At 60.4% G+C, this 25,981-nt stretch carries 24 protein-coding genes; 7 read left to right on the plus strand and 17 right to left on the minus strand.

Annotated features, from left to right (window positions below; translation table 11 throughout):
* Positions 1-298: 298 nt before the first annotated feature.
* The 3 genes from EII23_RS03570 to EII23_RS03580 all read right to left on the minus strand — a co-directional run bounded on the left by EII23_RS03570 (position 299) and on the right by EII23_RS03580 (position 3,603).
* The gene (locus tag EII23_RS03570) at positions 299-1,954 is read right to left on the minus strand and encodes an NFACT RNA binding domain-containing protein (protein WP_124792017.1); all 1,656 of its coding nucleotides are present in this window, start codon (positions 1,952-1,954) and stop codon (positions 299-301) included.
* Between the two features lie 84 nt (positions 1,955-2,038).
* On the minus strand, positions 2,039-2,401 hold the full coding sequence (gene dksA / locus EII23_RS03575) for an RNA polymerase-binding protein DksA (protein WP_124792018.1): 363 nt from the start codon (positions 2,399-2,401) through the stop codon (positions 2,039-2,041).
* A gap of 128 nt (positions 2,402-2,529) precedes the next feature.
* Positions 2,530-3,603, minus strand: coding sequence for a DUF814 domain-containing protein (locus EII23_RS03580; RefSeq protein WP_124792019.1), 1,074 nt, complete (start codon positions 3,601-3,603; stop codon positions 2,530-2,532).
* Between the two features lie 252 nt (positions 3,604-3,855).
* Here EII23_RS03580 and EII23_RS03585 point away from each other — a divergent pair, with 252 nt between their 5' ends.
* The 5 genes from EII23_RS03585 (at position 3,856) to thiF (ending at position 8,977) form a co-directional block, all read left to right on the plus strand.
* On the plus strand, positions 3,856-5,916 hold the full coding sequence (locus tag EII23_RS03585; RefSeq protein WP_124792045.1) for a methyl-accepting chemotaxis protein: 2,061 nt from the start codon (positions 3,856-3,858) through the stop codon (positions 5,914-5,916).
* Positions 5,917-6,161: 245 nt separating this feature from the next.
* Positions 6,162-6,362 (plus strand): sulfur carrier protein ThiS, encoded by a 201-nt coding sequence (gene thiS / locus EII23_RS03590; RefSeq protein ID WP_124792020.1) that lies wholly within the window; start codon positions 6,162-6,164, stop codon positions 6,360-6,362.
* A gap of 75 nt (positions 6,363-6,437) precedes the next feature.
* On the plus strand, positions 6,438-7,223 hold the full coding sequence (locus EII23_RS03595) for a thiazole synthase (RefSeq protein ID WP_124792021.1): 786 nt from the start codon (positions 6,438-6,440) through the stop codon (positions 7,221-7,223).
* Positions 7,224-7,230: 7 nt separating this feature from the next.
* A complete protein-coding gene (gene thiH, locus EII23_RS03600; protein ID WP_124792022.1) occupies positions 7,231-8,355 on the plus strand; it encodes a 2-iminoacetate synthase ThiH in 1,125 nt (374 codons plus the stop codon).
* Between the two features lie 4 nt (positions 8,356-8,359).
* Complete coding sequence (gene thiF, locus EII23_RS03605) at positions 8,360-8,977, plus strand: sulfur carrier protein ThiS adenylyltransferase ThiF (protein WP_124792023.1); 618 nt, start codon at positions 8,360-8,362, stop codon at positions 8,975-8,977.
* Between the two features lie 77 nt (positions 8,978-9,054).
* On the opposite strand, the gene EII23_RS03610 is transcribed toward thiF, so the two are convergent.
* From EII23_RS03610 to xsc, 12 genes are all read right to left on the minus strand, one after another.
* A complete protein-coding gene (locus EII23_RS03610; protein ID WP_124792024.1) occupies positions 9,055-10,584 on the minus strand; it encodes an aldehyde dehydrogenase family protein in 1,530 nt (509 codons plus the stop codon).
* 105 nt (positions 10,585-10,689) lie between these two features.
* Positions 10,690-11,760, minus strand: coding sequence for an ABC transporter substrate-binding protein (locus EII23_RS03615; RefSeq protein WP_124792025.1), 1,071 nt, complete (start codon positions 11,758-11,760; stop codon positions 10,690-10,692).
* Positions 11,761-11,816: 56 nt separating this feature from the next.
* Positions 11,817-12,212 carry a hypothetical protein gene (locus EII23_RS03620; RefSeq protein WP_124792026.1) on the minus strand — a complete coding sequence of 132 codons (396 nt, stop codon included), beginning with the start codon at positions 12,210-12,212 and terminating at the stop codon, positions 11,817-11,819.
* Positions 12,213-12,282: 70 nt separating this feature from the next.
* Entirely contained in the window at positions 12,283-13,047 is a 765-nt protein-coding gene (locus EII23_RS03625) for an ABC transporter ATP-binding protein (protein ID WP_124792027.1), read from the minus strand.
* A gap of 32 nt (positions 13,048-13,079) precedes the next feature.
* A complete protein-coding gene (locus tag EII23_RS03630) occupies positions 13,080-13,922 on the minus strand; it encodes an ABC transporter permease (RefSeq protein WP_124792028.1) in 843 nt (280 codons plus the stop codon).
* 2 nt (positions 13,923-13,924) lie between these two features.
* On the minus strand, positions 13,925-14,719 hold the full coding sequence (locus EII23_RS03635; RefSeq protein WP_124792029.1) for an ABC transporter permease: 795 nt from the start codon (positions 14,717-14,719) through the stop codon (positions 13,925-13,927).
* Positions 14,720-14,762: 43 nt separating this feature from the next.
* On the minus strand, positions 14,763-15,509 hold the full coding sequence (locus tag EII23_RS03640; RefSeq protein ID WP_124792030.1) for an ABC transporter ATP-binding protein: 747 nt from the start codon (positions 15,507-15,509) through the stop codon (positions 14,763-14,765).
* Between the two features lie 164 nt (positions 15,510-15,673).
* Positions 15,674-16,711: a TRAP transporter substrate-binding protein gene (locus EII23_RS03645; protein WP_124792031.1), complete on the minus strand. Its 1,038-nt coding sequence runs from the start codon at positions 16,709-16,711 to the stop codon at positions 15,674-15,676.
* 67 nt (positions 16,712-16,778) lie between these two features.
* Entirely contained in the window at positions 16,779-18,086 is a 1,308-nt protein-coding gene (locus tag EII23_RS03650) for a TRAP transporter large permease (RefSeq protein WP_124792032.1), read from the minus strand.
* On the minus strand, positions 18,083-18,631 hold the full coding sequence (locus tag EII23_RS03655; protein WP_124792033.1) for a TRAP transporter small permease: 549 nt from the start codon (positions 18,629-18,631) through the stop codon (positions 18,083-18,085). Before EII23_RS03655 ends, EII23_RS03650 begins: the two co-directional genes overlap by 4 nt.
* Before the next feature lie 126 nt (positions 18,632-18,757).
* On the minus strand, positions 18,758-19,765 hold the full coding sequence (locus EII23_RS03660) for a TRAP transporter substrate-binding protein (protein WP_124792034.1): 1,008 nt from the start codon (positions 19,763-19,765) through the stop codon (positions 18,758-18,760).
* A 134-nt stretch (positions 19,766-19,899) separates the two neighbouring features.
* Positions 19,900-21,642 (minus strand): sulfoacetaldehyde acetyltransferase, encoded by a 1,743-nt coding sequence (gene xsc / locus EII23_RS03665; protein ID WP_124792035.1) that lies wholly within the window; start codon positions 21,640-21,642, stop codon positions 19,900-19,902.
* Between the two features lie 225 nt (positions 21,643-21,867).
* On the opposite strand from xsc, the gene EII23_RS03670 reads away from it, so the two are divergent.
* Together EII23_RS03670 and EII23_RS03675 are read left to right on the plus strand one after the other, a co-directional pair.
* Complete coding sequence (locus tag EII23_RS03670) at positions 21,868-22,173, plus strand: hypothetical protein (protein WP_124792036.1); 306 nt, start codon at positions 21,868-21,870, stop codon at positions 22,171-22,173.
* Positions 22,170-23,987, plus strand: a complete 1,818-nt coding sequence (locus EII23_RS03675) for a sigma-54-dependent Fis family transcriptional regulator (RefSeq protein ID WP_124792037.1) — start codon at positions 22,170-22,172, stop codon at positions 23,985-23,987. The genes EII23_RS03670 and EII23_RS03675 overlap by 4 nt, the downstream gene beginning before the upstream one ends.
* A gap of 141 nt (positions 23,988-24,128) precedes the next feature.
* Here EII23_RS03675 and EII23_RS03680 read toward each other — a convergent pair whose 3' ends face one another.
* Both EII23_RS03680 and EII23_RS03685 read right to left on the minus strand, forming a co-directional pair.
* Positions 24,129-25,490 carry an aspartate aminotransferase family protein gene (locus EII23_RS03680; RefSeq protein WP_124792038.1) on the minus strand — a complete coding sequence of 454 codons (1,362 nt, stop codon included), beginning with the start codon at positions 25,488-25,490 and terminating at the stop codon, positions 24,129-24,131.
* Between the two features lie 290 nt (positions 25,491-25,780).
* On the minus strand, positions 25,781-25,981 hold a 201-nt coding region (locus tag EII23_RS03685), incomplete at its 5' end, for an NAD(P)(+) transhydrogenase (Re/Si-specific) subunit beta (protein ID WP_148091233.1).

Below are 25,981 nucleotides of genomic sequence, written 5' to 3' on the forward strand. Positions count from 1 at the left end.
CCTTGTGCCCCTGCAAAGCAGGCGGGCACTGTTGCTTTCGGGGCGCCTTGCCCCGCGGAATTTCAAAACCGGAGCGGCGCGTCCGGCCCGTGAACACCGGATTTTCGGGGTTCACAACTGCGGATGCGCCGGGAAACCTTTTGTGAAAATCCTATCCCAGAACGTCTGCGCCCGTCCACAAAAAAGCGCCAGACTCCGGGCAGGAAAAAACCCGGAGTTTCTCCGGAATTGCTGTGACCATACCCCAGAATTGTTTGTTTGAACAGTCAAAAAAGCGTACGGGAGAAAAAATTTTTCTTCATTTTTTTTCGTCACTTCTTTCGGGTATTTTTTGCGCCAGCTTTTCCTCCAGAGAAGCATCCACAAAAACCTCGCGCGAAAAAAGGGTTTTGTCGATACGCACTGTCCCTGCGGGAGCGTTGCGCAGGGCACGCACATGACGCGCCTCGGCATACTGGACGCGGGCGCGGGCCGCGTCCTTCTGCCAGCTTTTGCAGGCAGCCAGACAACCGGCCTCGTCCAGCGTGCGCACAGGTACCTCCTGCGCGCCGTGTGCCCGGCGAATGACCACATGCGCTCCGGGGCCGTTTTCCACATGCAGCCAGATATCGTGGGGTGCGGCCAGCCTGCGGACAGTGCGGTTGCCCCCGGAGTCACGCCCGCGCAGGAGCACAAAACCGTCGGAACTCGCAAAAGCCTGCACGCCGCGCGGCAAAGTCCAGACTGCCTCGCCGTGCTCTGCGGGCCGGGAGGAGCCTCCGCCTCCGGGGAGCACGGCAGGTCCCGCAGGCAGCGCACCTTCCAGAGCCGCCAGTTCGTTTTTCAGCAGGGCGCGCCGCTGTCGCAGACATTCCAGCCCGCGCCGCCCCCTGCGGGCCTGATGAAAAAAACGCAGCATGCACTGGCGCACCGTCAGGCGCTGGTCCAGTGCGATTTCCCGCTCCGGCAGGCCGTTTGCCTGCCCCACGCGCACGCTCTCTGCCCGAAAATCCGCAGGACAGCGCCAGAGTTCGGATTGCAGGGCCAGCCCGTCGGCCTGTCCGGCCAGCATGCCCTCAAGACGGGCTTCTTCTTCCGCAAGCTTGTGCAGCAAACGCTCCAGCTTGCGCCGCCGCCTGCCCAGCGGACGCGCCGCATCTCTGGCCGCATCGGCGGCCAGACGCGCCAGCACAAGATCTTGCCCGGCTCTTTCCGTCAGGGCCAGAACGTCCTGCCCATGTATTTCCCGTATGCGCGTGCCCTCCCCGACCCTATCCAACAATGCCTGCTGCGCTTTGCCGGGCAGGGGCCAGCAAAAAATTGCCCTGACGGGGCCTGGGCCTTCCTCCCGCAAGGTGCCCTGCACCTCAAGGTGGTAGGAGAACACATCCCCTCCGCCGAGGCGCAGATCTTCCAGCAGGGCCCATTGCTCCGCTTCTTCCAGATGGAGCAGGGTGCGCCGTAGAGCCGGAGTCAGCACAGGCCAGTCGCGCCAAAAATCCAGGGCCTGCGCCAGATGCTCCGGCTCCGGCCAGCGGACTTGTTCTTCCTGCGGGCAGCGGGACTCTTCCAGAAAATGCAGGGATGCCCCTTCGCGCAGATCCAGCAGAAGCCAGACCAGGAGAGGCTCTGCCCCGGCCTGCTCCGGCGGAACGGCAGGGCCGCCCTCAAGCAGCAGCCACAGCCTGCGCCCGAAATCGTGCGGCACGCAGGCCGCGATCTTGCGCCCGGCAGCGTACTTGCGCAGCCGCATGACTGCGGCGGAGGGAGTGCGGCCCGCATTGAGGCGGGCCGATGAAAAAAAGCAGAAAGGGTCTTTGCGGCCGGGATGGAGGAGAAATTGGCGTTTTTCCCCGGCCTTGCGGAATGTCAGGGCCAGCAGGCCGGAAAGCGGCTCGCGGATTTTCTCCAGCCGCGCACCCGCAAGCAGGGGGCAGGCGGCACGGCAGAAGGAGCGGAAAAGATGGGCGTCCATGGGCGCGTCCCCAAAGCCCCGCACGCAAAAAGGCAGAAATCGGCGGGGCGCGGCGCTGGAGGCGTGCGGCGCGGCCGGGGCCGCCTAGTCGCCGCGCAGATGCTCGTCGGCCTCCTGCCTGGCCTTGCAGTTGATGCACAGGCGCGTCACGGGGCGGGCCTTGAGGCGCGGAACGCCGATATCGTCCCCGCAGTCTTCGCAAACGCCGTATGTGCCGTCGTCAATGCGTGTCAGGGCAGCCTGGATTTTGCGGATCAGCCGCCTTTCGCGGTCACGGATGCGCAGGGTGAAGGCCCGGTCCGATTCCGCAGTGGCGCGGTCCGCCGGATCGGCAAAAACCTCATTGCTGTCGGTCAGTTCCTCAAGTGTGCTGTCTCCCTTCTGCTGGGCTTCTTCCAGCATTTCGGTGAGGAGCTTGCGAAAATATTCCATATCCGTGTGGTTCATACAAAACCTCCGCCAATGCCGTACAGACAGTGGTGCGCGTCATGACCATAAAGCTCGGAGCATATCTGCTCAAAGCCATTTTGTAAAGACATTCCGGCGGCAACTGCGGACACTCGAAAAAAAGCCCCCTACTTCCGCCCTGCCCGGGCGGCACGCTCTCTGGCCTCGGCCCGGATCTGGCTTCTGACTTCCTCCCAGGCAGGCTCCCCCCAGATGTCGGAACGCCGTGCGGGAAGAACCTCCGCATCCTCGACCTCCTCTCCCCGCCGCATGTGAACATGCACCGTGCCTGCCGCCACAGCCTTCGGCGCATACGAAGCCGCCATGCCCGCCGCGGAGCGCAAAACTTCCTCCGGCCACAGCGCCCCCCCCCGCGCCAGCGCCAGCGGCCCCGGCATGTCGCGCAGGCGCAGCAGGGCATCCTCCGGCCCGGCGGCGCGGGCCAGCCGCTCGTTGTCCGCGCTGTTGCGCCCCACGCAGAGCCAGTAGTGGGCAGCGTTCGCGCAGTGCCAGAATTGGCGTCCCATATTGGCCAAGGCAAAATCTCCGGCATGGGGGCGGGAAAGCCGCGTGAGCACCTGCCAGTAACGGCGGGCGTTCTCGCGTTCGGTCAGGCGGCAACCCCCGCCCGGAGTCGGAGTGTCCGCAAGGCCATATTCACGAGCCAGTTCCAGTTGGGCACTGCGCCCCCGCCCCCACATGCCCAGCAGGCGGGAGCGGTCCACAAGGCCGCTCTGCTCCACGCCTGTGGGCGGCAGGTGCAGGGCGCACAAAGGGCGCAGCAGCACATCTCCCACGCCTGCCTCGCGCGTGATCACATGCAGGGCATCACGCCGCTGGGACATGGGCCTCTGCCCCAGCACTTCGCCCGTGGCCAAAGCTTTTGCGCCCTGTTCTTCCATATAGAGCCGCGCCTTGCGCAGCAGCAAAATCTTGCAGTCCACGCAGGGGTTGAGCGCCTTGCCGAAGCCGTGCGCAGGGCGCGCGCGCAGCATCGCCGCAAAATCCTCGCCCACATCGCGAACCACCACATCCAAGCCGTACAGGGCCTTCCAGGAGTCCACGGCCTCGGGCGCGCCGAAAAAAGGCGATGTGCAGTGCAGGCAGCGCACGGAAAGCCCTTGCCCTTCCAGAACCTTGGCCGCAAGAATGCTGTCCAGCCCACCGGAGAACAGCACAACAATGTCCGGATGAGATTTCATGGTCGGCTTTGTACGCCAGCAAGGCGGCATCCGCAAGCCGTATCCCGCATGCGAGAAAGCGGTTTCGCGGCGGCAGGGACGAATATGTACTTCCGCCGGCGTCCGGTGTATACCGTGTCCGCCGGAGGTTGGCCTTGCGCCGATATTTTTTTGCCGTGCCATAAAGACTTCGGAGAAAGAGCCGATCAGGCTGAAGCAGCGCAGCTTTCGCGCATGAATCACCACATTCTCGACAAAAACAAGAGGTACGCCATGAAACTTGGCCTGATGGGGAAAATGCTGCTTTTCATCCTGGTTCCGGTCATGATCGGGCTGGGGGCGCTGTCCTGGTTCAGCTACAATTCCGCCTCCACCATCCTGAGGCAGAAAATCGTGTCCGACAGCACCCTGATGGTCTCCGCCCAGGCCGTCCAAATGGGCAATCACGCAAAACTGCTGCATGAAATCACGTCCAACACCGCGCGCAGTACCCGCATTTTGCGCTTTCTCAAGGCCGAGACCCCCGAAGAGGCCCAGGCCGACCTGCCCGCCGCGCAAAAGGCATTGGACGATCTGAAGGCGGATTTTCCGGATTTCGCGAATGTGGGACTCACCGATGCCTCGGGCCGGGTTGTCGCCCATACCAATCCCAAGCTGCTCGGCGCAAGCATGAGTGACCGCGAGTACTACAAGCAGTCCATGGCGGGCAAGCCGGGCGCGCAGGCTGTCGTTTCCCGGAGCACCGGAAAGAGCGCCTTTATCCTGTCCGCGCCTGTGCTGGACAAAGGCAAGGCTGCGGGCGTGCTGTACACGACCCTGGACCTTGAGGAGATCAGCACAAAAAACGTGGACAGCATCAGGATCGGCCAGAAGGGTTACGGCATGGTCTACAGCGGCGAGGGCCTTCTGCTGCTGCACCCCAACAAGGACTATATCGGCGATGACGATCGCGGGCTGGACTGGGTGCGCCAGATGACCCAACAGCGCACCGGCTCCCTGCACTACCAGTGGAAGGGGCAGGAGAAGGAAGCCTTCTTCACCGAAATTCCCCACACCGACTGGATCATGGTTCTTTCGCTGGATACCGAGGAAATGCTCTCCCCGGTAAGTGCCCTGATACGCGGCAGCATCCTGATCTTTGCCGTATGCGCCGTGGCCGTGGCCGTGATCATTCTCCTTTTCTCCCGCAATGTCTCCACCGCCATACGCGACAGCGCGGCCTTTGCCGAGCACATGGCCGGGGGGCATCTGGACACTCCGCAGGAAATAGCCGCGGCCCTGGACAAAGACGGCCTACGCTCCGATGAAGTCGGCCGCCTGGTCCGCAACATGACCATCATGCGGGAAAACCTCAGAAAACTGTTTGACGAAAGCACGCAAAAAACCGCCGAGGCCGCGGCGGCCACCGAAGAAGCCCGCGCAGCCACAGCCCGGGCCGAGGACGCCGCGCGCCGCGCCGAGAGCGCCAAACGCGAAGGCATGCTGGCCGCAGCCGGACAATTGGAAACCGTGGCAGGCGTTGTGGCCTCCAGGTCCGCAGAACTTTCGTCCGCCATTGAGCAGTCCGACCACAGTTCGGCGGAAGCCGCCCGACATATGGCTGAGGCTGCCACTGCCATGGGCGAGATGAATGCCACCGTGCGAGAAGTGGCCAGCAACGCCTCGGCTGCATCCTCGGTTTCGGCGGAAACACGGGCCAAGGCGGAAGAGGGTGAAAAAATTCTGCTGGACTCCCTGGAAAGCGTTGGTCAGGCGTATCAGGTATCTCTTGAACTCAAGAAGGACATGGGCACTCTGAACGAACACACGCAGGCCATCGGGCGCATCATGAACGTCATTTCCGACATAGCGGACCAGACCAATCTTCTGGCCTTGAACGCCGCCATTGAGGCGGCCCGCGCGGGCGAGGCCGGGCGAGGCTTCGCCGTGGTGGCCGACGAGGTGCGCAAGCTGGCCGAAAAAACCATGGCTTCCACCAACGAGGTCAGCCAGGCCATTTCCGCCATTCAGGAAAGCGCCGGGCAGAGCGCCAGCAAGATGGAAGAAGCCCTTGCCGCAGTGGAAAAAGCCACCGGATTCACGGAGCAGTCACGCGAATCCCTGCGCAGCATCGTGGCCTATGCCGAAAACACGGCCGACCAGGTGCGCGCCATTGCCACGGCCAGCGAAGAGCAGTCCGCGGCCAGCGAAGAGATCAACCGGACCATTGTCACTGTCAACGACATGTCGAGCCAGATCGCCGAAGCCATGCGCAGCGCGGCCGAATCCGTACAGGGCCTCTCTGCCCAGGCCCAAAACCTTTCCGGCCTGATTGATGAAATGAAGCGGGCGTAAGCATGCACCGCAAGTGTCCGTGGCTCCGGAATGCCGGAGCCCCGGACACTTTCCCCTTCCAGTCTTTTCTTGCCTTTTGTCACACGCGGGGCTACCTTTGCCCTGCGGAAAAATTTTCGGCTCAACGCACGCCCTCCCGCGCTCCGCGCGGAAAAGAATTTTCCCGCGCATCCCTTTTTCGCAGCCGTTCCGGCCTGTTTCGGACAGTTGCCTTTTGCCGCCATTCCAGGCGCAGCGGAGAATGTATGGACGTCATCGTCAACGGCGAAACAGAAACCTGCGCCGAAAACACCAGTCTGGCGGACTTGCTGCACCAGCGGGGGCATACGGCCCAAACCGTGGTCACGGAGCTCAACGGGCAGATTGTCCCGCACGAAGCCCGGCAAACAACGCTGCTGCACGCAGGCGACCGCCTGGAAATCGTCCACTTTGTCGGCGGAGGCTAACCCCGCCGTCCCACACGCTCCCCGGCTCCGGCCATTGCCGCACGTTTTCAACCCGCAACTTTCCGGCACCATCCCATGCACGATCCCCTTGTCATCGGCGGTATTTCGCTGCAAAGCCGCCTTTTTATCGGTACAGGAAAATACGCTTCGGACAGTTTCATCCCCGCCGTAGCCGAAGCCAGCGGCGCCCAGGTCATCACCGTGGCTGTGCGACGTGTAGACAAAACCACGGACGGACGGCCCCGTCAGGACGTCATGGAGCACATTCCTCCCCACATGCGCCTTTTGCCCAATACCTCCGGAGCGCGTACCGCCGAAGAGGCCGTCCGTCTTGCACGGCTGGCGCGCGCCGCGGGCTGCGGCGACTGGATCAAGATCGAGGTCATTTCCGACACGCGCCACCTGCTGCCCGACGGCTATGCAACAGCCAAGGCCACGGAAATTCTGGCAAAAGAGGGCTTCACCGTCCTGCCCTACATCAATCCCGACCTCTATGTGGCCCGCGACTGCGCCAGCGCCGGAGCCGCGGCCATCATGCCGCTGGGCGCTCCCATCGGCACCAACCGCGGCCTGCGCACCAGAGAAATGATTGCCATTCTGCTTGAAGAATGCGACCTGCCCATTGTGGTGGACGCGGGCATCGGCCGCCCTTCGGAAGCCTGCGAGGCCATGGAAATGGGCGCTGCCGCCTGCCTCGTGAACACGGCCATCGCTTCGTCCGCCGAGCCTGTACGCATGGCTCGCGCCTTTGGAGAGGCCGTACGCGCAGGGCGCGAAGCCTGGCTCGCCGGACCGGGAGCCGTGCGCGGCGTGGCCGAGGGTGCCAGCGCGTCTTCTCCCCTGACGGGATTTCTGGACTGAGGCTGCCATGGAAACATTTCAGGATGTCCTGCGGGACTGGCCTGTCTCGCGGCGCAAGGAAGCTGCAGCGTCAGCCACGGAAAGCAGTGTGCTGGCCGCGCTGCACAAAGACAGCCTGCGGCCGGAAGATTTTCTGGCGCTGCTCTCCCCGGCTGCCTCGGCCCATCTGGAAGCCATGGCCCGCCGCGCCCATGACCTGACTCTGCGTTTCTTCGGCCGGGCGGTGAACATTTTTACGCCCCTCTATGTTTCCGATATCTGCACCAACCAGTGCCGCTACTGCGGCTTCAACGCCAAAAATACGCAGCCCCGCCACCACCTCTCCGTGGACGAGGCCGAAGCCGAGGCGCGCTGCCTGGCGGCACGGGGTTTTCAGCACATCCTGCTGCTCACCGGGGACGCGCGCAAAATTTCCTCCCCCGCCTATATCGCCGATGTGGCCCGCCGCATCCGGCCGCTTTTCGCCTCTGTGGGCATTGAAGTCTATTCCCTCACGGGCGAGGAATATGCGCAACTGGTCCGCGCCGGAGTGGACAGCATGACCATGTTTCAGGAGACCTACCAGCCCGAACTCTACGCCTGGCTGCACCCGGCAGGCCCCAAGAGCGATTATGCCTTCCGTCTCAACGCGCCGCAGCGCGCCGCAGAAAACGGCATGCGCTCCATTGGGCTGGGGGCGCTGCTGGGCTTGGACGATTTTGTGGCGGACGCCTTTGCCGCCGGGCTGCACGCCTGGTGGCTGCAACGCCGCTATCCCGGTGTGGACGTGAGTGTGTCCATTCCGCGCATCTGCCCGCATGAAGGCAGCTTTGACGTGCAGCACACGGTGGACGACCGTCGGCTGGCGCAGTATGTGGCTGCCCTGCGCTGCTTTTTGCCGCGCGCAGGCATCACCTGCTCAAGCCGCGAAAACGCCTTCATGCGCAACCATTTGATCCCGCTGGGCGTAACGCGCGTTTCCGCAGGCGTTTCCACGGCTGTGGGCGGGCGGGCCACCGAAGACATGCACAATCCCGGCCAGTTTGAAATCTCTGACCGGCGCAGCCTGGAACAGATGGTGGCAGACCTTGCGGCTCTGGGCTATCAGGCTGTGCTCAAGGACTGGGAAGACCCGGCAGGAAGCGGAGCCTGACGCCGTGGACAACGTGCTGCGCCACGGCCTTGCCCGCTACCTCAGCCAGGAACACCTGCAATGCCTGCGTCAGGTCCGCATAGGCGTTGCCGGTGCCGGGGGGCTGGGGTCCAATGCCGCTCTCATGCTTGTTCGCAGCGGCGTGGGCAAACTGCTGCTGCTGGACGATGACGTGGTGGATGCCTCCAACCTCAACCGCCAGCAATACTGGCCCCGCCATGTGGGGCAGCCCAAGGTGGACGCCTTGGCCGAACTGTTGCGCGAACTCGACCCTGATCTGGACCTTGACGTCCGCCGCCTGCGCCTGACAGCCGACAATCTTCCGCATATTCTGCCTCTCTGCCCCGTATGGGTCGAAGCTTTGGACGGAACGGAAGACAAGCGCCTGCTGGTGGAAGGCGCCCTGCTGGCCGGGCTGCGCGTGGCCAGCGCATCGGGTATGGGCGGCTGGGGCGGCCCCGCCATGAGCAAACGCCGCCTGGGAAATCTGGTTCTGGTGGGCGATTTTACCACAGACATCCTGCAGGCCCCTCCCCTGGCCCCGCGCGTTACCCAGGCAGCGGCCCTGCTGGCCGATGCCGTGCTGGAAATGCTCCTGGACAGCCCCCCGCCGCAGAACTGATGCACAAAATCTTGCGTACGAAAGCCCGCTACGGCAAAAACATTGCCGTAGCGGGCTTTCGTACTGTGCAAAAATCCCTACGAGGCGACGCAGGAGCGAACGGCCTTGCTGCCAGCCGGTTTGCCGCCTGTCTGGGCATGGGGGTCAATGGTACGGATGGTGGTCACCTTGTTCTGGGTAAAGAAGTCAAAGCCTTCACGCCCCTGCACCTTGTTGGTGCCGAGCAGGGAGCCCTTGATTCCGCCAAAGGGAATGTACGGATGGGGCGCGCAGATGCCCACATTCACGCCCACCATGCCCACATCCGCCTCGCGGCTGAATTTTTCGGCATAGAACTGGCTGCGCGTGAAAATGCAGGCGCCGTTGCCGAATTCGGACCGGCGGATGAGATCCAGGGCATCGTCCATGTCCGCAATCTTGATTGTTCCCACAATGGGGCCGAAAACTTCTGTTGTGAACAGCGGGTTGCAGGGCGTGAGATCCTTGACGATAATGGGCCCCACAAAGAATCCGTTCCTGTTTTTTTCCGGCAGGTCGAGCTGGCGGCGGTCCAGCACCAGCTTGCAGCCCTGGCCGTGCGCAAGAGCCGCCTCCAGCGACTCATGCACAAAATCCACGGCCTTGCGGGAAATGAGCGGCCCCATGTACACATCGGGGTCAAAGGCATCGCCCACCTTGATGCTCGCGGCGGACTCCACCATGATGTCCACCACCTTGTCGTACACTTCGGGCACTGCGGCCACCAGCGATCCTGCCAGGCAGCGCTGCCCCGCGGAACCGTAGCAGGAATTGAGGTAGTTCTCGCGAAAAACGTCCATATCCGCGTCTTCCATGACCACCAGCATGTTTTTGGCCCCGCCGAGCAGCATGGACCGCTTGCAGAGGCGCGCGCAGCCTTCGGCCATTTTTTTGGCCGTGGGCGTGGAGCCCACCAGGCAGACGCCCGCAATGCGCGGATCATCGTACCAGGAGCCGGGAATGTCCCTGTTGCCGTGAATGATGTTCACAACGCCGGGCGGCAATTCTATTTCCGTAAAAATTTCGCCCATGAGCTGCATGAAATACGGCGACTGCGTCGAAGGCTTGAAAATGAAGGTATTGCCGACAACAATGGCGTAAGGAATGAACCAGCCGAAAACCAGGGCGGGAAAGTTGAACGGAGCCACGCCGCCAAAAACGCCCAGAGGTTCGCGCACGACCTTGCCGCTGATGTTGCCGGAAATATAATCAAGGGTCTGCCCCTGAATCATGGCCGGAGCGCAGGCCGCGGCCTCCAGAATTTCTACCACGCGCTGCACTTCGCCCCTGGCTTCGGAAATATGTTTGGCCTGATCCAGGGCAATGGCCTGCGCCAGATCCTCCTTGCGCCGCAGCATGCCTTCGCGCATTTTGTGGATGAAGGCCGTGCGCCTGCCGATGGACAGGGCGCGCCAGCCGGGATAGGCGGCGGCCGCCGTGTCCACAGCCAGTTTGGAGGTTTCCGGGCCGGACTGGGGCACAACGGAAATCTGCTCCCCTGTGGAGGGGTTGTACAGGGGTACAACGGACGCGCCTTTTTCTTCCTGCCATTGGCCGTTGATATAGTTTCTGATGCTGATCTGTGGCATGTTTCCTCCTCCGGACATGGAGATGGCAATTTTTCGGGACGCGCCGACAATACGGCGCTCTCACGGACCTTCCGCCCCGCGTGCGCGGGGCGGAAGGCAGTGCGTTTATTCGGCGGGAATCGGGGTCTTGACCTTCTTCAGGAACATATCCGTCACATAGTCCGCCTCGCCGACCTTCTTGAGATCGTCCTTGGTGATGCGGCCCACTTCGGCAAAGAATGTGGCGATGTCCGCATGCCACTTTTTGGCGATACCTTCGTCAAACAGCTTCACCTGCTCCTCGTAATTGAAGACAGGGTGGGTTTCCAGATCCTTCAGGGCCATGGCGTCGGAATAGTTCTTGCCCGCCCATTCCAGGAAGAAACGCTTGTATTCGGGCACAAGGCTCTTGGGATCCGTCTTCATGCGGTTCTGGATCATGTTGACCGCGCGCAGGTACACGCGCAGAAATTTGGCGACAAGATCCGGGTTGGCGTCAGCCCACTTCTTGTCGGCAATGAGGCTGATGGGCAGGCCCACGCCGCAGGTCTTGGGCATGCCTACGATCTTCCAGCCCTTTTCCTCGCCAAGATACATGTGCGGGGCCCACAGAGAAACCATGTCGCCGATGCCGGTGCTGAACGCCGCCAGAGCCTGGGCCTGATCCATGTTCTTGATGACGACATCGCTGTCCTTGAGGCCCAGCACACGCAGCCAGTGGCTGAGGGCGAAGTGCGAAGAAGACACGGTGGTTGCCAGGATGGTCTTGCCGCGCACATCATCGGGGTGGCCGTACACCTCGGGATACTCCGGATTGTAGCCCTTGGTCTTGAGCACGGGGCTGTCCGGACGCACCATGACGGCGTTGGTGATGGACTCGTCGTTGCCGATGCCGATGACGTAGGTTCCGTAACGCAGATTGCCCATCATGGCCGGTACGGCACCGGTGCCGCAGAGCACCCATTCGCCCGCGGGCAGGGCATTGAGCTGGGCCATGCCCGAATCAAAGTACAGAAGTTCAAGGTCAATGCCTTCTTCCTTGTCCCAGCCTTTTTCGTGCGCGTACCAGACAAGAAAGGTCTCGTGCTCGTCCATCCACGCGGTACGCAGTTTGACAGGTTTTTCCGCCAGGCAGACGCCCGCGCCGAACAGGACGACTGCCAACAGCCCGACGACACAAAGGAGAAGCTTTTTCATAAAAACCTCCGGATATGGAGAAAGCCCGGCTTTCCCCGGTTACAAGAGCACCACTCTCATTGCCGCTTTTCGGGAGTTTGGCCCAGGCAGGTTCCGCCCGCCCGCCGCCGCATGAGCTCTGTCAGGCATTGTGTGGTGGAATGCCTGTACACGCAATACTGACACCAGCAGGCCCCCAGAATGCAGATCACAGACAACAGCCTGTGCCCTCCCGAAAAATATACCGCCAAAGCCAGCACGCAGCCCGCAAACACTCCGATCCGGTATTGTGCCCTGCGGGCATACAGTCCCTTCAACCTGCGTTCCAAAGCGTCGTTGGACAAAGCCTCATTCTCTTTCTGCCGGTCTTCCGCCGCGCGCCCGCTGATTCTCCGGGCCAGACGCCCCGCAAGACTCCAGACCACCACAGCAGCGGCGACAAGAAGAAGAAAATGCACGGTTGCCGCGTCCATACGCCCCCTGCTGCCCCTTTGCGCCCGCGCCTGGCCTCAAAGCCGCCGTAAATCCGCGGGGCAGAAAAAATCAGAGTACCAGTTCCGTTCTGTCTGTAATGACCTCGCGCATTCTGAGAAGCTCCATGTCCGTGTGCTCTCTGGGCCGTGGCAGGTTCACCGGAAATTCCTCCTTGATGGTTCCCGGCAGCTTGCCTTCCATAAGCACGATGCGGTCGCCCAGATACAGGGCCTCGTCAATATTGTTGGTCACAAAGATGATGGTGCGTTTTTCCTGTTCCCAGATCCGCGATATTTCCTGTTGCATGAACATGCGCGTCTGGGCGTCCAACTGGCCGAAAGGCTCGTCCAGCAGCATTACCTGGGGACTGTTGGCATAAGCCCGCGCAATGCCCACCCGCTGCTTCATGCCGCCGGAAAGCTGATGGGGATAATGCTTTTCAAAACCCGACAAACCCACAAGGTCAATATAGTGCATGGCGATCTCGCGCCGCTCCGCCTTGGGAACGTTGCGCAGCTTGAGCCCCATTTCCACATTGCCAAAAACGGTTTCCCAGGCAAAAAGCATGTAGCCCTGAAAGACCAGCCCCCGGTCAGCCCCCGGTCCCACAATGGGACCATCGGACATGGCGGCATAGCCCTTGTCCGGCGTTTCCAGCCCGGCGATGATGCGCAGCAGCGTGGATTTGCCGCTCTGCCCGGGACCGAGAATGACCAGAAACTCGTTTTCGTGCACGGCCAGGCTCACATCGCGGATGACCGGCACTTCCACCTTGCCCTTCTGGATGAAGGTCTTGCTGATATTGTGGCACTGTATCTTGATGCTTTTTTCCATGGCTTTTCCCTCGCTGTATCCGTCCGCGCCCATCACAGATTGTCGATACTGCGCCGCCAAGGACAGAATTTGCGTTCCAGCAGGGCCAGCGCCTGCGATGTGCACCATGCCGCGGCCGCAATGAGGATCATGCCGCTCAGCACCAGAGCGGGCTGGTGGGTATCCATGCCGCGCTTGATGAGAAAGCCGATGCCCTCACGGGCATTCATCAACTCCGCAGCCAGCACGCACGTCCAGGCAATGCTCATGGAAATCTGCAACCCGGCAAAAACCGCAGGAAAAGACGCGGGAAAGGAAACCTGGAAGATCTCGTCCTTCCTGTTGCCGCCGAGCACGCGGATCACGTCATACAGCTCCGGCTCCACAAGGCGTATGCCGTTATAGGCATTGAGCAGGCAGGGCACAAAGGTTCCCAGAATGATGATGAAAACCTTGGCCGACTCGCCCACGCCGAACCACAGAATGGCCAGCGACACCCAGGCAATGGGCGGCATGGGCTTGAGCAGGTCGAAGAGCGGCTTGACAATGGCATTGACGTATCTGTTGAGCGCCATGAAAAGCCCCAGGGGCACAGCCACCGCCGAAGCAAGGCTGAAGCCGATGACCACGCGCCGGGTACTGGCCCAGACATGGCCCCAAAGATCGGTGCCGCCGAACTTCATGGTGGTCAGCATGCCGAGTTGTGCCAGCACTTCCGACGGCCGGGCCAGCGAGTCGTCAAAAATTTTCAGAACAGCCACACGATCCCAGAGAAAGAAGAAGGACAGCAGGGAAACCCCGTAGAGAAAATAGATATTGGTCAGAACGCGCATGACGGAAAAGGGCTGGGAATCCCTGACGGCGTTCACGGTTTCGTTGGCAATATTCGAACTCATGCCTACCTCCTGATGCCCGCCAGCAGCGTCTTTTCCACATAGTCGATGATCACTCCGATAAGCGCACCGGACAGGCCCACGCAGATCATGCCGAGCAACACAATATCCGGGCGTATGAGGCGGCCTCCCATGGTGATCAGATAGCCGAGCCCCGTGTCGGCAGCCAGCAGTTCCGCACCCACAAGGTTGGTCCAGCAGTAGGCCAGGGCGATCTGGAGAGCGCCAAAAACCATGGGCAGGGCCGAAGGAATGCACAATCCGGTGAATATCTGCCAGTCGCTGGCCCCGTAGGTGCGGGCCATCTGTATCAGGGCGGGATTGGTCATGCGCACGCCCACATAGGAGTTGATGACGCAGGGCACAATGCCCGCAATCCAGATGATGAACACCTTGCCGGTCAGGTCAATGCCGAACCAGAATACCGTCAGGGGAATCCAGGCAATGGGCGGTATGGGCCTGATGAGCTCAAAAACCGGCCGCACCAGCCCCTCCACCACCCGGAACCAACCCATGGCCAACCCCAGAGGAATGCCCACAAGCAGGGAAAGGCTGTATCCGAGAAAAGCCTCCTTGATGCTGGTCCAGATGTGGATGGAAAGCACAGCCCCGTCGGGCATGGGGTCGTGCAGTTTGGCGAGAAATGCCTGAAAAACCTGGGTGGGCGAAGCCAGAAGCTCGTTGGGAACAATGCCGTACACAACCACCGCCTGCCAGCCGAGAAAAAAAGCGGCAAGACTCATGACAGGCAGGATGGTCAGAAGCAGGGGCTGCTGTACTTTTACTTCTTGATAGGCCATGCACAGTCTCCTTTCTTCAGTAATCCCCCAAAAATACTGTCCGTTACCACCAGCGGATCAGTTCCGTTACCTCCTTGCGCAGATCCACAAAACGGGGATCGGTCAGCTTGCGCGGCCTCTCCAGATCCACGCGCAGTTCCGCCTTGATGGTCGTCGGTTTGTTGGAGAGCACAAGAATGCGGTCCGCCACATAGACGGCTTCCTCAATATTGTGCGTGACAAAAAGGATGGTGCTCTTCAGGGTTCGCCAGAGATTGACCAGCTCATCCTCAAGGTAATAGCGCAGCTTGACGTCCAGTTGCCCGTACGGCTCATCCATGAGCAGCAGGTCGGGCTGTACGGCGAAAGCACGGGAAACTGCGATGCGCTGAACCATGCTCGCGGATACCTGATTGGGATACAGATCAGCGCAGCTCGAAAGCCCCACCAGTTCCATGATGGCATCGCTGCGCTTCATGCGTTCGGCGCGGGGCACGCCCTTGATCTCCATGCCGTAGGCCACGTTCTCGCGCACGGTACGCCAGGGGAGACAGGTCGGCTCCTGAAAGACATAGGAGATATTGTGTGTTTTGGGGTTGGCCTCCTGCCCGTCGATCAGAATATTGCCTTCCGTGGCGGGCATGAGCCTGGACAGCATATTGAGGAAGGTGGTTTTGCCGCATCCTGTGGGGCCGACAATGGCCACCAGTTCTCCCTTTGCCACGCTGAAGTTGATACCGTCAAGAACCGTCAGGGTGCCGAAACGCTTTGTCAGGTTGCGGACCTGAATTTTTGGTGTACTCTCTGACACAAAAACTCCTTTGTGGTAAAGGTCTACAACAAAATATCATTTCTCCCTTGCGATGCATTGCTCCGGCAGAGCCGCTTTTTTTCGGGCGGCTCTGCCACAAACTTCCGTTACAGCCGTGGCCTTGTGACTAACGCCCTACCACGGTTTGCGGGTCCACGTCCATGCTATTCGGCGGCTTCCCCGGCCCAGGGCTGCTTGCCGCAGGCTGTCAGGTACTTGTTGATGGCTTCCTTGCCACCCACAAATTCGGCCATCTGGGGCCAGACTTTTTCCAGGGCGACTTTCTTCCACTCTTCCTCATCTTCCAGTCGGGAAATTTTGACGCCAGCAGCCTCCAGTTCCTGTTTGACATTTTCAGCCTGCGCGATCTGAAATGCCAGAGCCTTCTCCTGGGCGTATGCGCCCGCTTCGAGCAGAATCTGCCGCTGCTCCGGCGTCAGCTTTGCAAAAACACGTTCGCTGATGACCAGCGGCTGGAGATGGTAGGTATGGTATGTTTCGGTGATGAACTTCTGGTTGGCCTCATGAAACTTCATGGCCTTGAAGCCGATGTACCCGTAGCTCTGACCATCCACATCGCCGGATTGCAGGGCATTGAAGGTCGCGGCCCACGGCAGAAAGGACGGAATGGCCCCAAAAGCCTTGTAGGTAGCGGCCATGACCGCGTTTTGCGGCACGCGGATCACCAGGCCCTTCATGTCTTTCAGCCGGGTAACCGGATGCTTGTCGTTGGAGATGAAGCGAAATCCGCAGTACGTCCAGGTCAGCACGCGAAATCCCGCATTGGAGGCCATCTTGTTCAGCACTTCGGCGGGCGCGCCGGTGGTGCCCGCCACAACTTCGTCCAAATCGGCAAACATGTAGGGCAGGGTCAGGAGGGCAAATTCCTTGGCCAGGGGCACAAGATTGGCGATGCCGCCGAGCGCCATGTCAAGGCTGCCTTTCTGCACCCTGCGAAAACGCTCGCCTTCATCATCGCCTGGTGAAGTGCCGTAGGTGGAAACAATCTGGACAGCACCGCCGGTTTTTTCTTTCACATATTCCTCAAAAGCCTTGCCCACAACGCCCATTTCCGAAGTTTCGGCATCGCCCATGGCGATTTTCAGCGTTATCTGCGGCGCAGGGGCCGGTTCCGCCGTGGCGGGACCAACACACAAAAAAAGACTCAGTGCCAGCAGAAGCATGATTTTTGTGCAACTCACGGCTTTCTCCTCATCCTGCAGTAGTGTAGCGGAAACAAAGGCGGCGGAAAGCCCGCCGCCCCCTGACTCACTCCAAGCCTGTGCCCATCAGGTTGGGCAAAAAGAGCGCGATATCCGGAAAGATGACCAGGATGGCGATGACAGCGATATTCATCGCCACCAGCGGAAGCGCCCTGAAGGATATTTCCTCAAGAGAAATCTTGGCAATACCCGAGGCGATGAACATGTTTTCGCCCAGCGGCGGGGTGGAAAAACCGATGCCGCAGCAGCAGATGAGGATAATGCCAAAATGGATGGGATCAACCCCGTAGGCTGTCATGATGGGCAGAAGCACGGGCGTCACCAGCATGATGATGGCCAGGGTTTCCATGAACATTCCCAGAAACAGCAGAAGAATGACCACAAAAAACCATACCAGATTCACATTGTCGGTGAAAGACAGTATCCAGTTGGCAATTTCCACCGGAATCCGGTACGAGGTGAGCAGGTAGCCGAAGGCCGTGGCCGTGAACACGAGCACGAGCACGCGCCCCGTCAGCCACGACGTGCCCCGGAGGGACGACATGAAGCTCGTGAGCGTCAGTTCCTGATGGATGAAAAGCCCCACGATGATTGTATAGATAATGGCCACAATGGCGGCTTCCGTGGGTGTGAAAATGCCCGCGTAAATACCGCCGAGGATGATGATCGGAGCAAGGGCGGACCAAAAGCCGTCACGCAGGGAGTGGAGAAAAGCCTTCATGGACCAGCTCAGGCCGTCCAGCTGCCGTTTGCGGCACAGGAAAAAGTGCATGAGGCTCAAGCCGGTGGCGATGAGAATACCGGGCAGAACACCGGCCATGAACATCTTGGAAATACTCTGCTGGCCGGACACGCCGTAAATGACCATGGGAATGCTCGGCGGAATGACAATGCCGATGCCGCCGGCCGTGGCGGTGGCCGCCGCGGCATAGCCGACATTGTAGCCGCGCTTGGCCATGGCCGGGATCATGAGCATGCCCACGGCGGCCGTAGTGGCCGGGCCGGAGCCGGAAATGGCGCCAAAAAACACGCAGGACAGTGTTGTGGAAATGGCCAGGCCGCCGGGCGTGGGGCCAACGATATTTTCGGCAATGTGCACGAGCCGCCGCGAGATGCCTGCCGCCTCCATGAGCGCGCCCGCCAGCACAAAGGCCGGCAGGGCCATGAGCGGAAAAGCCGTAAGCGAGGCAAAGGCCCGCTCGATCATGAGGCTGAGGTCAATGCCCAGCATGAAAAAACAGGCCATGGTCGCCACGCCAAGGGCCACCATGATGGGGCTGCCGATGAGCAAAAGCAGAAAAAAGACGCCAAAGAGCAAAAGGCCGATGCTGCCGGGAGAAAGGGCTTCCATCATTGCTTGCCTCCTTCCGCCGTCATGAGCGTCTTCTGGCTTTCCTCGATGGCTTCCTGATCAGGATCCCGGATTTCTTTTTTGAGAACGAACTTGATGACGTTTACCTGCACAATACGTATGGCCATCAGCAGGAAGCTGAGCGGGAACACAAGGTAGACCATACCCAGATCCCAGTCCAGAGCGGGCGTGGCGTACGGAAACTCCACCAGATCAAGAACCGCAATATAGCCCTGCCAGGCCATGATGAGTGAAAAGCAGAACCAGATCACATCGCCGATGAACATGCAAAGATCGCCAACCCATTTGGGTGCCTTGATAAACTGGACCGTCACGCGGTTCAGGGCGCACAGGCGTGTGGCATAGCACGCGCCGAACAGGATGAACCAGATAAAGGCAAAACGGGCGATTTCTTCCGTCCACGGGAGCGACATGTCGATCTGCCGCAGAACAATCTGGAGAAAAATGATGGCAACAAAGAAGACCAGCAGAAACTGGCACAAATAACTCTCGAAATGGTCCAGCAGAGCCAGAATGAACTTTTTCACGCTTGCTTTTCCTTGTCAGAGCAAATGGTCTTTTTTCCACGGAATGTCTGAAAAAATTCCGCAAGGCCACACACGCCGGGGCCGGTTCCGCACATGCGGTTCCGGCCCCGCATCCGTCATGACAGATTATTTCCAGGCGTCCTTGCCGCACGCCTTCAGGTATTCGTTAATGACATCCTTGCCGCCCACAAAGTCGGCCATTTCAGGCCACACTTTCTCGATGGCGGCTTTTTTCCACTGGTCTTCATCTTCCAGTTGGGAAACCACAAGGCCGCCAGCCACAAGCTCTTTCTTGGCGGCTTCGGCAGTTTCCACCTGGAACTTCAGAACAGCGTCCTGGGCATGCTTGCCCGCTTCAACCATGAGCTGCTGCATTTCGGGGGTCATCTTCTTGAACGCGCGTTCGCTGATGACCAGGGGCTGCAACTGATAGGTGTAGTGCACCTCGGTGAGGTATTTCTGGTTGGCTTCGTTGAACTTCATGGCCTTGAAGCCGATGTAGCCGTAACACTGCCCGTCCACAACGCCCTGCTGGAGAGCGGTGAAGGTTTCGGCCCAGGAAATGGGGGTCGGGCTGCCGCCAAAAGCCTTGTAGGCGGCAATGAGCACCGCGCTCTGGGGCACACGGAACTTCAGGCCCTGCATGTCGGCCATCTTGGTGATGGGGCGCTTGGAGTTGGAAATGTAGCGGAAGTCGGTGTAGGTCCAGGTCAGAACGCGGAAGCCGGCCTTGGTGGCGTACTTGTTCAGCATTTCGGCGGGAGCGCCGTTGGTGCCGGCCACCACTTCGTCAATGTTGGCGAACAGGTAGGGCAGGGTCAGCAGGCCGAGCTTCTTTTCAAAAGGCACAAGGTTGGCGATGCCGCCGAGGGCCAGGGGCAGGGTGCCCTTCTGCACATTGCGGAAACATTCGCTCTCGTCACCCAGGGCGCCGCCATAGAAGCACTGCACTTCCACTTTGCCGTTGGTTTTTTCTTCCACATATTTCTTGAAGGCATTGCCCACAACGCCCATTTCAGAATCTTCAGGATCCCCCAGAGCCATCTTCAGCGTCATTTCCGGCGCGGCAGAGGCGGGCACGGTCCACAAAAACAGGGCCGCCAGCAACAGGGAAAAAATCTTTTTGCAAGCCATGAACAATCTCCTTTTGGTAGTGATGCGGCAAAATTGCCTGAAAACCCCGAAACCATATGCATTGCGGCACAAAGCCGCCGTACAGAGACCGAAAGGGCGCGCCCGGTTTTCCGGACGCGCCCTTTGCTGCTGCCTTATTTGTCAAAGTGCTTCTTGTCGAGGTGCTCGTACTTGGGCAGGAACCTCGTGGGCAATGCCAGCGCATCGCGCCGGAAGGGAGGCGCCAGGCGCGTGCCGTCGGTCATGATTTCAATGACTGCGGGACGGCGGTTCTTGCGGGCGGTTTCCAGCGCATTGGCCAGATCGGCCTGAGTGTTGACGGTGTAACCGTCGGCACCCATGGCTTCGGCGATCTTGGCGTAAGACTTGGACCAGATGTCCGCGCCCACAAAGCGGTTGTTGTAGAAGTCCACCTGGTTTTTCTTTTCGGCGCACCAAGCCCCGTTGTTGTACACGGTGGCGATGACCGGCAGGTTGTACTGGCAGGCGGTGGGCACTTCAAAGAGGCTCATGCCCCACGCGCCGTCGCCCACGATGGCCACGGCCACATCTTCGGGGCAGGCCAGTTGCGCGCCCAGAGCGGCCTGATAGGCAAAGCCCGTGTTGCCGAAGGTCAGCGTGGCCACATGGCGCTTGGGATTCTTGAAGCGCAGGTAGCTGTTGGCCGTGGAGGAGGTGTTGCCGATGTCGGTGGTGGCGATGGCATTGCTCTCGGTAACGAACTTGCCCACCACTTCGAGAGCCTTGCGCGGATGCATGCGGCCTTCCAGCGTGGGTTCGTCGGCGATGGTCGCGATTTCCTTGTACCAGTCTTCCAGTTCGGCCTTGACCATGTTGTGCACGGGAGTGAGATCGGCCTTGGCGGGCATGGCTTCACGCAGACGGGCGAACAGTTCTTCCGCGGCGTCCTTGGCATCGGCGCACAGGCCCACGGTCACGGGGTGGGTCTTGGCGATGTGGCGCGGGTTGATGTCGATCTGCACGATCTTGGCCGTCTTGGGGAAGTAGTTGATGTCGTACTGCGGCAGCGTGCCGAAGTAGGACAGCCGGGTACCCACGGCCAGGATGACATCGGCCTTCTGCAGAATGCGCATGGCGGCCTTGGAGCCCATGTAGCCGATGGGGCCGGTCCACAGCGGATGGTCGCAGGGGAAGGCGTCGTTGTGCAGGTAGGTGCAGGCAACAGGGGCGCCCAGGTATTCGGCCATGGCCTTGATGGTTTCGATGCAGCCGGAGTCCACCACGCCGCGGCCGGAAACGATCACGGGATTTTTGGCGCTCTTCAGCACTTCCACGGCCGCCGCGAACTGGGCGGGGTTGCCGATGCCGCCGGGAGCCACGCGGTACTGGGAAGGATGCAGGATTTCCTCGTCCAGCTCACCGTAGAAATAGTCGCGGGGAATGTCCACCAGCACGGGGCCGCGCTCGGCATAGGCAATGCGGAAAGCCGTACGCACGATGTCGGCGGCGCGCTTGGGATGGGGCACACGCAGGGAAGCCTTGGTGATGGGCTTGAACAGGTTCCACGTGTCGCATTCCTGGAAGCCGTCCCAACCCACGGAGATGCTGCCCGCGCTGGGGGAGAGCACCACCATGGGAGTGTGGGCCATGTTGGCCGTGGCCACTGCCGTCACATAGTTGGTGATGCCGGGGCCGTTCTGGCCGATGACCACGCCCGCGCGGCCGGTCAGGCGGCAGTAGGCGTCTTCCATATGGCCGGCGGTCTGCTCGTGACGCACCGAGATAAAGTCGATTCCCGCCGCGGGAAACAGATCCAGCATGTCCATGAAGGCGGAACCGAGAATACCGCTCACATGGTTCACACCTTCCTGAACAAGAACTTCTGTCATGGCCTCACTGGGCGTCATCTTGGGCATGTCATCCTCCAACGACATCATAGGGTTAATACGCCGCTCGCGCTCCGCTGGCGTTTGCTCCTTTTCACCCGGCGGCCGCTGCCACAAAGCTGGGCAGGCCCGCCGGAGCAGACGCGTGTTTTGCCCGAGCTTGCACCAAAGTGATACAAGAACCGTTCCATCCCGTGCGTCTGCCCAAATACACTGAAAACATTACCATCGTCCGCAAACCTGCGCCCAAAGGCAATGCAGTTTCGCCTTGAAGGGCACGACCCACCCCCATTGCGATGCAACATTGAATCATTTTTCGAGAAAAATTCCTTTCCCTCGCACGGCCCCAAAAAACAACTTGCTGAAATCAAAAAGCTTTATTTTTTTCTTGCGACTAGCCAAACGCTGAAGAAAAAGGTAATACTCGCCAGTGCAGCCCATGCGCAAACCCTCTGGCAAGCACACGCGGCCAGGGCGCGCGGCAGGCCGCCATACGCACACATGCCGTCCCGCGAGGAAAAGGCAGCAGAAATACAGTTGAAACGGAAAAAACATTCATGAGCACCACTCCCCTGCCCCAGGCAGATATCCTGAACCTCCTGCCCGACTCCGTCTGCGCCGCCTTCTGCACGGGCAAAGACTGGACGGTCGAGGCATGCAGCGCCTCCTTTCCCAAACTTGCCCAGCGCCTTGAAACCGCCTCTGATCCCGGCCAGAAAAGCGGGCGGGCAGAGCACAAGCCTCCTCTCTCGCTCCTTGCATTCCTGCGGGCCCACGCCGGACAGGAAGCGGCCGACAGGGTGCAGAAAAGCACCCCGGACACGCCCGTACCCCTTTGCCTGCCCTGCGGCACATGGACTCTTGCCTGGCGCTGGCTGCACGGGGAAGGGGCACGACAAGGAAAACACGGGCAAAGATTTCTCGTGCTGCACGAAAGCACTGCCACGGAAAAAACCGCGGAAGCACGCCTTCTGGATCAGGAACTGCACGCTATCATGGACTCCATGCACGACGGCGTGTGGGTTATCGACAGTGAGGGCACCACCCTGCACGTCAACAGGGCCATGAAGCGCATCGCCAATATCGAGCCTGCGGAAATGGTGGGAAAATCTGTTTCCGTGCCCGTTCTGGAAGGCAAGTTTTCCGCCGCGGTCACGCTGGACGCTCTGGAGCAAAAGAAAATTGTCACAAGGTTTGACGATTATCCCAACGGAACCCGCTGCCTCAATACCAGCACCCCCATTTTTGACCGCCAGGGCAATATCTGGCGGGTGGTGGCCTGCATCCGCGACATTACCGAACTGGAAACCCTCCAACGGCGGCTGGCGGACGCCGAGCGCACGGCCCTGTACCAGAGCAACGCCCTGAGCCTGCAACCCAGCGGCGAAAGAAATCTTGTGGGCAACGGCAAAGTCATGCGCCGCTGCGTGGCCGAGTTGGACAAGGCCGCCAAGGCGCCTTCGGGCATCCTCATCCTCGGCGAAACAGGCACCGGAAAAACCCATGCCGCCTCTTACATTCACCAGAAAAGCCCGCGCGCGGACGGCCCCTTTGTGGCCGTCAACTGCGCGGCCATCCCCTCCACCCTCATGGAGTCGGAGCTTTTCGGCTACGAAAAAGGCGCATTCACCGGAGCCAGCAAAACCGGAAAAAAAGGATATTTTGAACTGGCCGACAAGGGCACCCTGCTTTTGGACGAAATCGGCGAGTTGTCCTTGAGCATGCAGGCCAAGATTCTGCATGTTCTGGACGGCCAGGGGTTCCGCAAGCTCGGCGGCGAGCGGGAACGGCGCGTGGACGTGCGCGTCATCGCCGCCACCAACCGTCCCCTGGACCAGCTTGTGGGCAGTGGGCGCTTCAGGGCCGACCTTTATTACCGCCTGCGCGTTCTGAGCATCAGCATGCCGCCCCTGCGGGACCATCCCGAAGATATTCCGGCGCTCATGGCGGTTTTTCTGGACAAGGCCTGCACCCGCTACAATACCATCAAAACCTTCTCGCCCAAGGTCATTGAGTGTTTCAGCAAGCAGGCCTGGCCGGGCAATGTGCGCGAACTGCGTGCGGCGGTGGACTTTCTGGTGGCCATGACCGAAAACAGCGTCATTGCCATGCGCGATCTGCCCTCCCACCTGCTGGGGGATGCTGCCGACATGCCGCCCGATGATGCCGAAGACACCCCGGCAGCAGCCGGAGAGGCCCTGCCCTTCAGGGAAGCGGTTGAAAACCTGGAACGCGCCCTCATCAGCGAAGCCCTGCGGGATACGGGCAGCACCTACAAGGCCGCCAGCCGGCTCGGTATCAGCCAGTCCACGGTGGTGCGCAAGGTCAGGCAACTGGGCATTTCTGTTGCGGAGAAAAAAAGACATTGTGAATAGGCCGCGGCCTGCACAGCGCCCCTCCCTCGCAGAAATTATTGCCACAAATCGGGTGCCCCCGCAGGCGGAGAAACTCCGCCTGCGGGGGCACCCTCATGAGGCCGGCAAGGCCGAGCCCGCAAGCTGTGCCTGCGCGCTTTTTTACTTGCCCAGAACTTCGGTGATGGATTCGCGCAGGGCCGTGAGGATCGTATCAATCTGCTCCCTGGTCACAATGTAGGCCGGAGCCAGGTTGACCACGTTGTTCCGTCCGGCAAAGCTGCGGTTTGTCCTGCCCACAAGCACGCCGCGCTTGGCCATGGCCCCGCATACGGCAATGACCTTTTCTTCGGCCAGAGGCTGCTTGGAAGCCTTGTCTTCAACAAATTCAATGCCCTGCAGAAGACCCTTGCCGCGCACATCGCCCACCTTGCTGAAGGAGAGAAGATCTTGCAGGCCCTTTTGCAGGTAGTCGCCCATGGCCACAACATTGTCCAGAAGATTTTCTTCTTCAATGATCCGGATGTTTTCCAGAGCCGCCGCGGGCGCGGCAAGGCAGCCGCCGAAGGTGCTGATGTCGCGGAAGTAGGAAAGCTTGTCGGTGGTGTTCTGCAGAGCCGCAAACACTTCCTCGGTGGTCACGGTGCAGGAAATGGGCATGTAGGCACTGGCAACGCCCTTGGCCATGGTCACGATATCGGGCTTGACGTTGAAGTGCTGGTAGCCGAACCACTTGCCCGTCCGGCCGAGGCCGCAGACCACTTCGTCCATGATGATCAGCAGGCCGTATTTTTTGCAGATTTCGGAAATGGTTTCAAAATAGCCGTCCGGGGGCACAATGATGCCGCCGCCCGCCGTGATGGGCTCCAGAATGACAGCGCCCACGGTGTCGGGGTCTTCCTTCTGCACCACGGCTTCCAGTTCGCGGGCAAACTTTTCACCCAGATTCTTGGTGCCTTCGGGATAGGGCGAACGGTAGGCCAGGCAGGCGGGAAATTCCACAAAACCGGGGGTAAAGGGCCCGTATTGCTCGCGGCGTTCTTCCTGCCCGCAGGCGCTCAGGGTGCTGATGGTGGTGCCGTGGTAGTCGCGGGCGCGGTAGATGATCTTGTATTTTTTGCCGCCGTGCTTGAGCTGCGAAATCTGGCGTACCATTTTGAAGGCTTTTTCGTTGGCTTCGGAGCCGCTGCTGGAAATATAGACCCGCGAAAGACCGGGCATGTGCGAAAGCAGCTTTTCAGAAAAATCAATGGCAGGCTGGGAACCGCAGCTGGCCGCATAAAAGGGCAGCTTTTTCATCTGCTCGGCAGCGGCATTGACGATGCTCTCCCGCCCGTAGCCCACGTTGACGCACCAGACGCCGCCCGAAGTGGCGTCCAGATATTCCTTGCCGTTCAGATCTGTAAGATACAGCCCCTTGCCTTCCACCGCGATCATGGGCGCATTGCCCTGATGCAGCATCAGATGGTGCCATACGTTTTTTACGTCCCTGTTGGGATATTCATTCGTGTTCTGCGCCGACATGATGATCCACTCCTTGAAAAAGTGTTGACTGTCCCGGACAGGCCGGAAACCGCACTCCGCAGCCCCGGTCATCCGCGCATCCCGCGCTCCGGACCGACGGAAAAACTCCGCCGGCGGTTGCACGCCCTGGCTGGCATGCAAAAAGAGGCAACAAGCATGCCACCCGGTCAACAGGCTGAAGAGAAAGAATTTTTCTCCCTTTCACCCTGCTGCAATGCAAAAAAGACTTGCACTGAAACAGCGGCGGCCCCGCACCTTTTTCATGCAAAGCCGCCGCCCGCCCAAAAACCTTATGCCTGACCCGCCGCAAAGGCCAGCAGTTTGTCAAAGCTCTGCGAAGCATCGCCCAGCATGAGGTGCACGCCCTCACGCCCGTACAGGGGGTTGGGAACACCCGCATAACCGGGCTTGTCGTCATAGTTGCAGATAATGATGTTCTTGCAGTTTTCCACCGCAAGAATGGGCATGCCGTAGATGGGCGTGCCTTCCGC

This window comes from Desulfovibrio sp. OH1186_COT-070, from assembly GCF_003860215.1.
Taxonomy (GTDB): Bacteria; Desulfobacterota; Desulfovibrionia; order Desulfovibrionales; family Desulfovibrionaceae; genus Desulfovibrio.

What these genes read in the sequence shown, in the direction of transcription:
- EII23_RS03570 (WP_124792017.1), bottom strand. Translation starts at nt 1,954, where the DNA reads ATGGACGCCCATCTTTTCCGCTCCTTCTGCCGTGCCGCCTGCCCCCTG.
- dksA (WP_124792018.1), bottom strand. Translation starts at nt 2,401, where the DNA reads ATGAACCACACGGATATGGAATATTTTCGCAAGCTCCTCACCGAAATG.
- EII23_RS03580 (WP_124792019.1), bottom strand. Translation starts at nt 3,603, where the DNA reads ATGAAATCTCATCCGGACATTGTTGTGCTGTTCTCCGGTGGGCTGGAC.
- EII23_RS03585 (WP_124792045.1), top strand. Translation starts at nt 3,856, where the DNA reads ATGAAACTTGGCCTGATGGGGAAAATGCTGCTTTTCATCCTGGTTCCG.
- thiS (WP_124792020.1), top strand. Translation starts at nt 6,162, where the DNA reads ATGGACGTCATCGTCAACGGCGAAACAGAAACCTGCGCCGAAAACACC.
- EII23_RS03595 (WP_124792021.1), top strand. Translation starts at nt 6,438, where the DNA reads ATGCACGATCCCCTTGTCATCGGCGGTATTTCGCTGCAAAGCCGCCTT.
- thiH (WP_124792022.1), top strand. Translation starts at nt 7,231, where the DNA reads ATGGAAACATTTCAGGATGTCCTGCGGGACTGGCCTGTCTCGCGGCGC.
- EII23_RS03610 (WP_124792024.1), bottom strand. Translation starts at nt 10,584, where the DNA reads ATGCCACAGATCAGCATCAGAAACTATATCAACGGCCAATGGCAGGAA.
- EII23_RS03615 (WP_124792025.1), bottom strand. Translation starts at nt 11,760, where the DNA reads ATGAAAAAGCTTCTCCTTTGTGTCGTCGGGCTGTTGGCAGTCGTCCTG.
- EII23_RS03620 (WP_124792026.1), bottom strand. Translation starts at nt 12,212, where the DNA reads ATGGACGCGGCAACCGTGCATTTTCTTCTTCTTGTCGCCGCTGCTGTG.
- EII23_RS03625 (WP_124792027.1), bottom strand. Translation starts at nt 13,047, where the DNA reads ATGGAAAAAAGCATCAAGATACAGTGCCACAATATCAGCAAGACCTTC.
- EII23_RS03630 (WP_124792028.1), bottom strand. Translation starts at nt 13,922, where the DNA reads ATGAGTTCGAATATTGCCAACGAAACCGTGAACGCCGTCAGGGATTCC.
- EII23_RS03635 (WP_124792029.1), bottom strand. Translation starts at nt 14,719, where the DNA reads ATGGCCTATCAAGAAGTAAAAGTACAGCAGCCCCTGCTTCTGACCATC.
- EII23_RS03650 (WP_124792032.1), bottom strand. Translation starts at nt 18,086, where the DNA reads ATGATGGAAGCCCTTTCTCCCGGCAGCATCGGCCTTTTGCTCTTTGGC.
- EII23_RS03660 (WP_124792034.1), bottom strand. Translation starts at nt 19,765, where the DNA reads ATGGCTTGCAAAAAGATTTTTTCCCTGTTGCTGGCGGCCCTGTTTTTG.
- xsc (WP_124792035.1), bottom strand. Translation starts at nt 21,642, where the DNA reads ATGCCCAAGATGACGCCCAGTGAGGCCATGACAGAAGTTCTTGTTCAG.
- EII23_RS03670 (WP_124792036.1), top strand. Translation starts at nt 21,868, where the DNA reads ATGCAGTTTCGCCTTGAAGGGCACGACCCACCCCCATTGCGATGCAAC.
- EII23_RS03675 (WP_124792037.1), top strand. Translation starts at nt 22,170, where the DNA reads ATGAGCACCACTCCCCTGCCCCAGGCAGATATCCTGAACCTCCTGCCC.
- EII23_RS03680 (WP_124792038.1), bottom strand. Translation starts at nt 25,490, where the DNA reads ATGTCGGCGCAGAACACGAATGAATATCCCAACAGGGACGTAAAAAAC.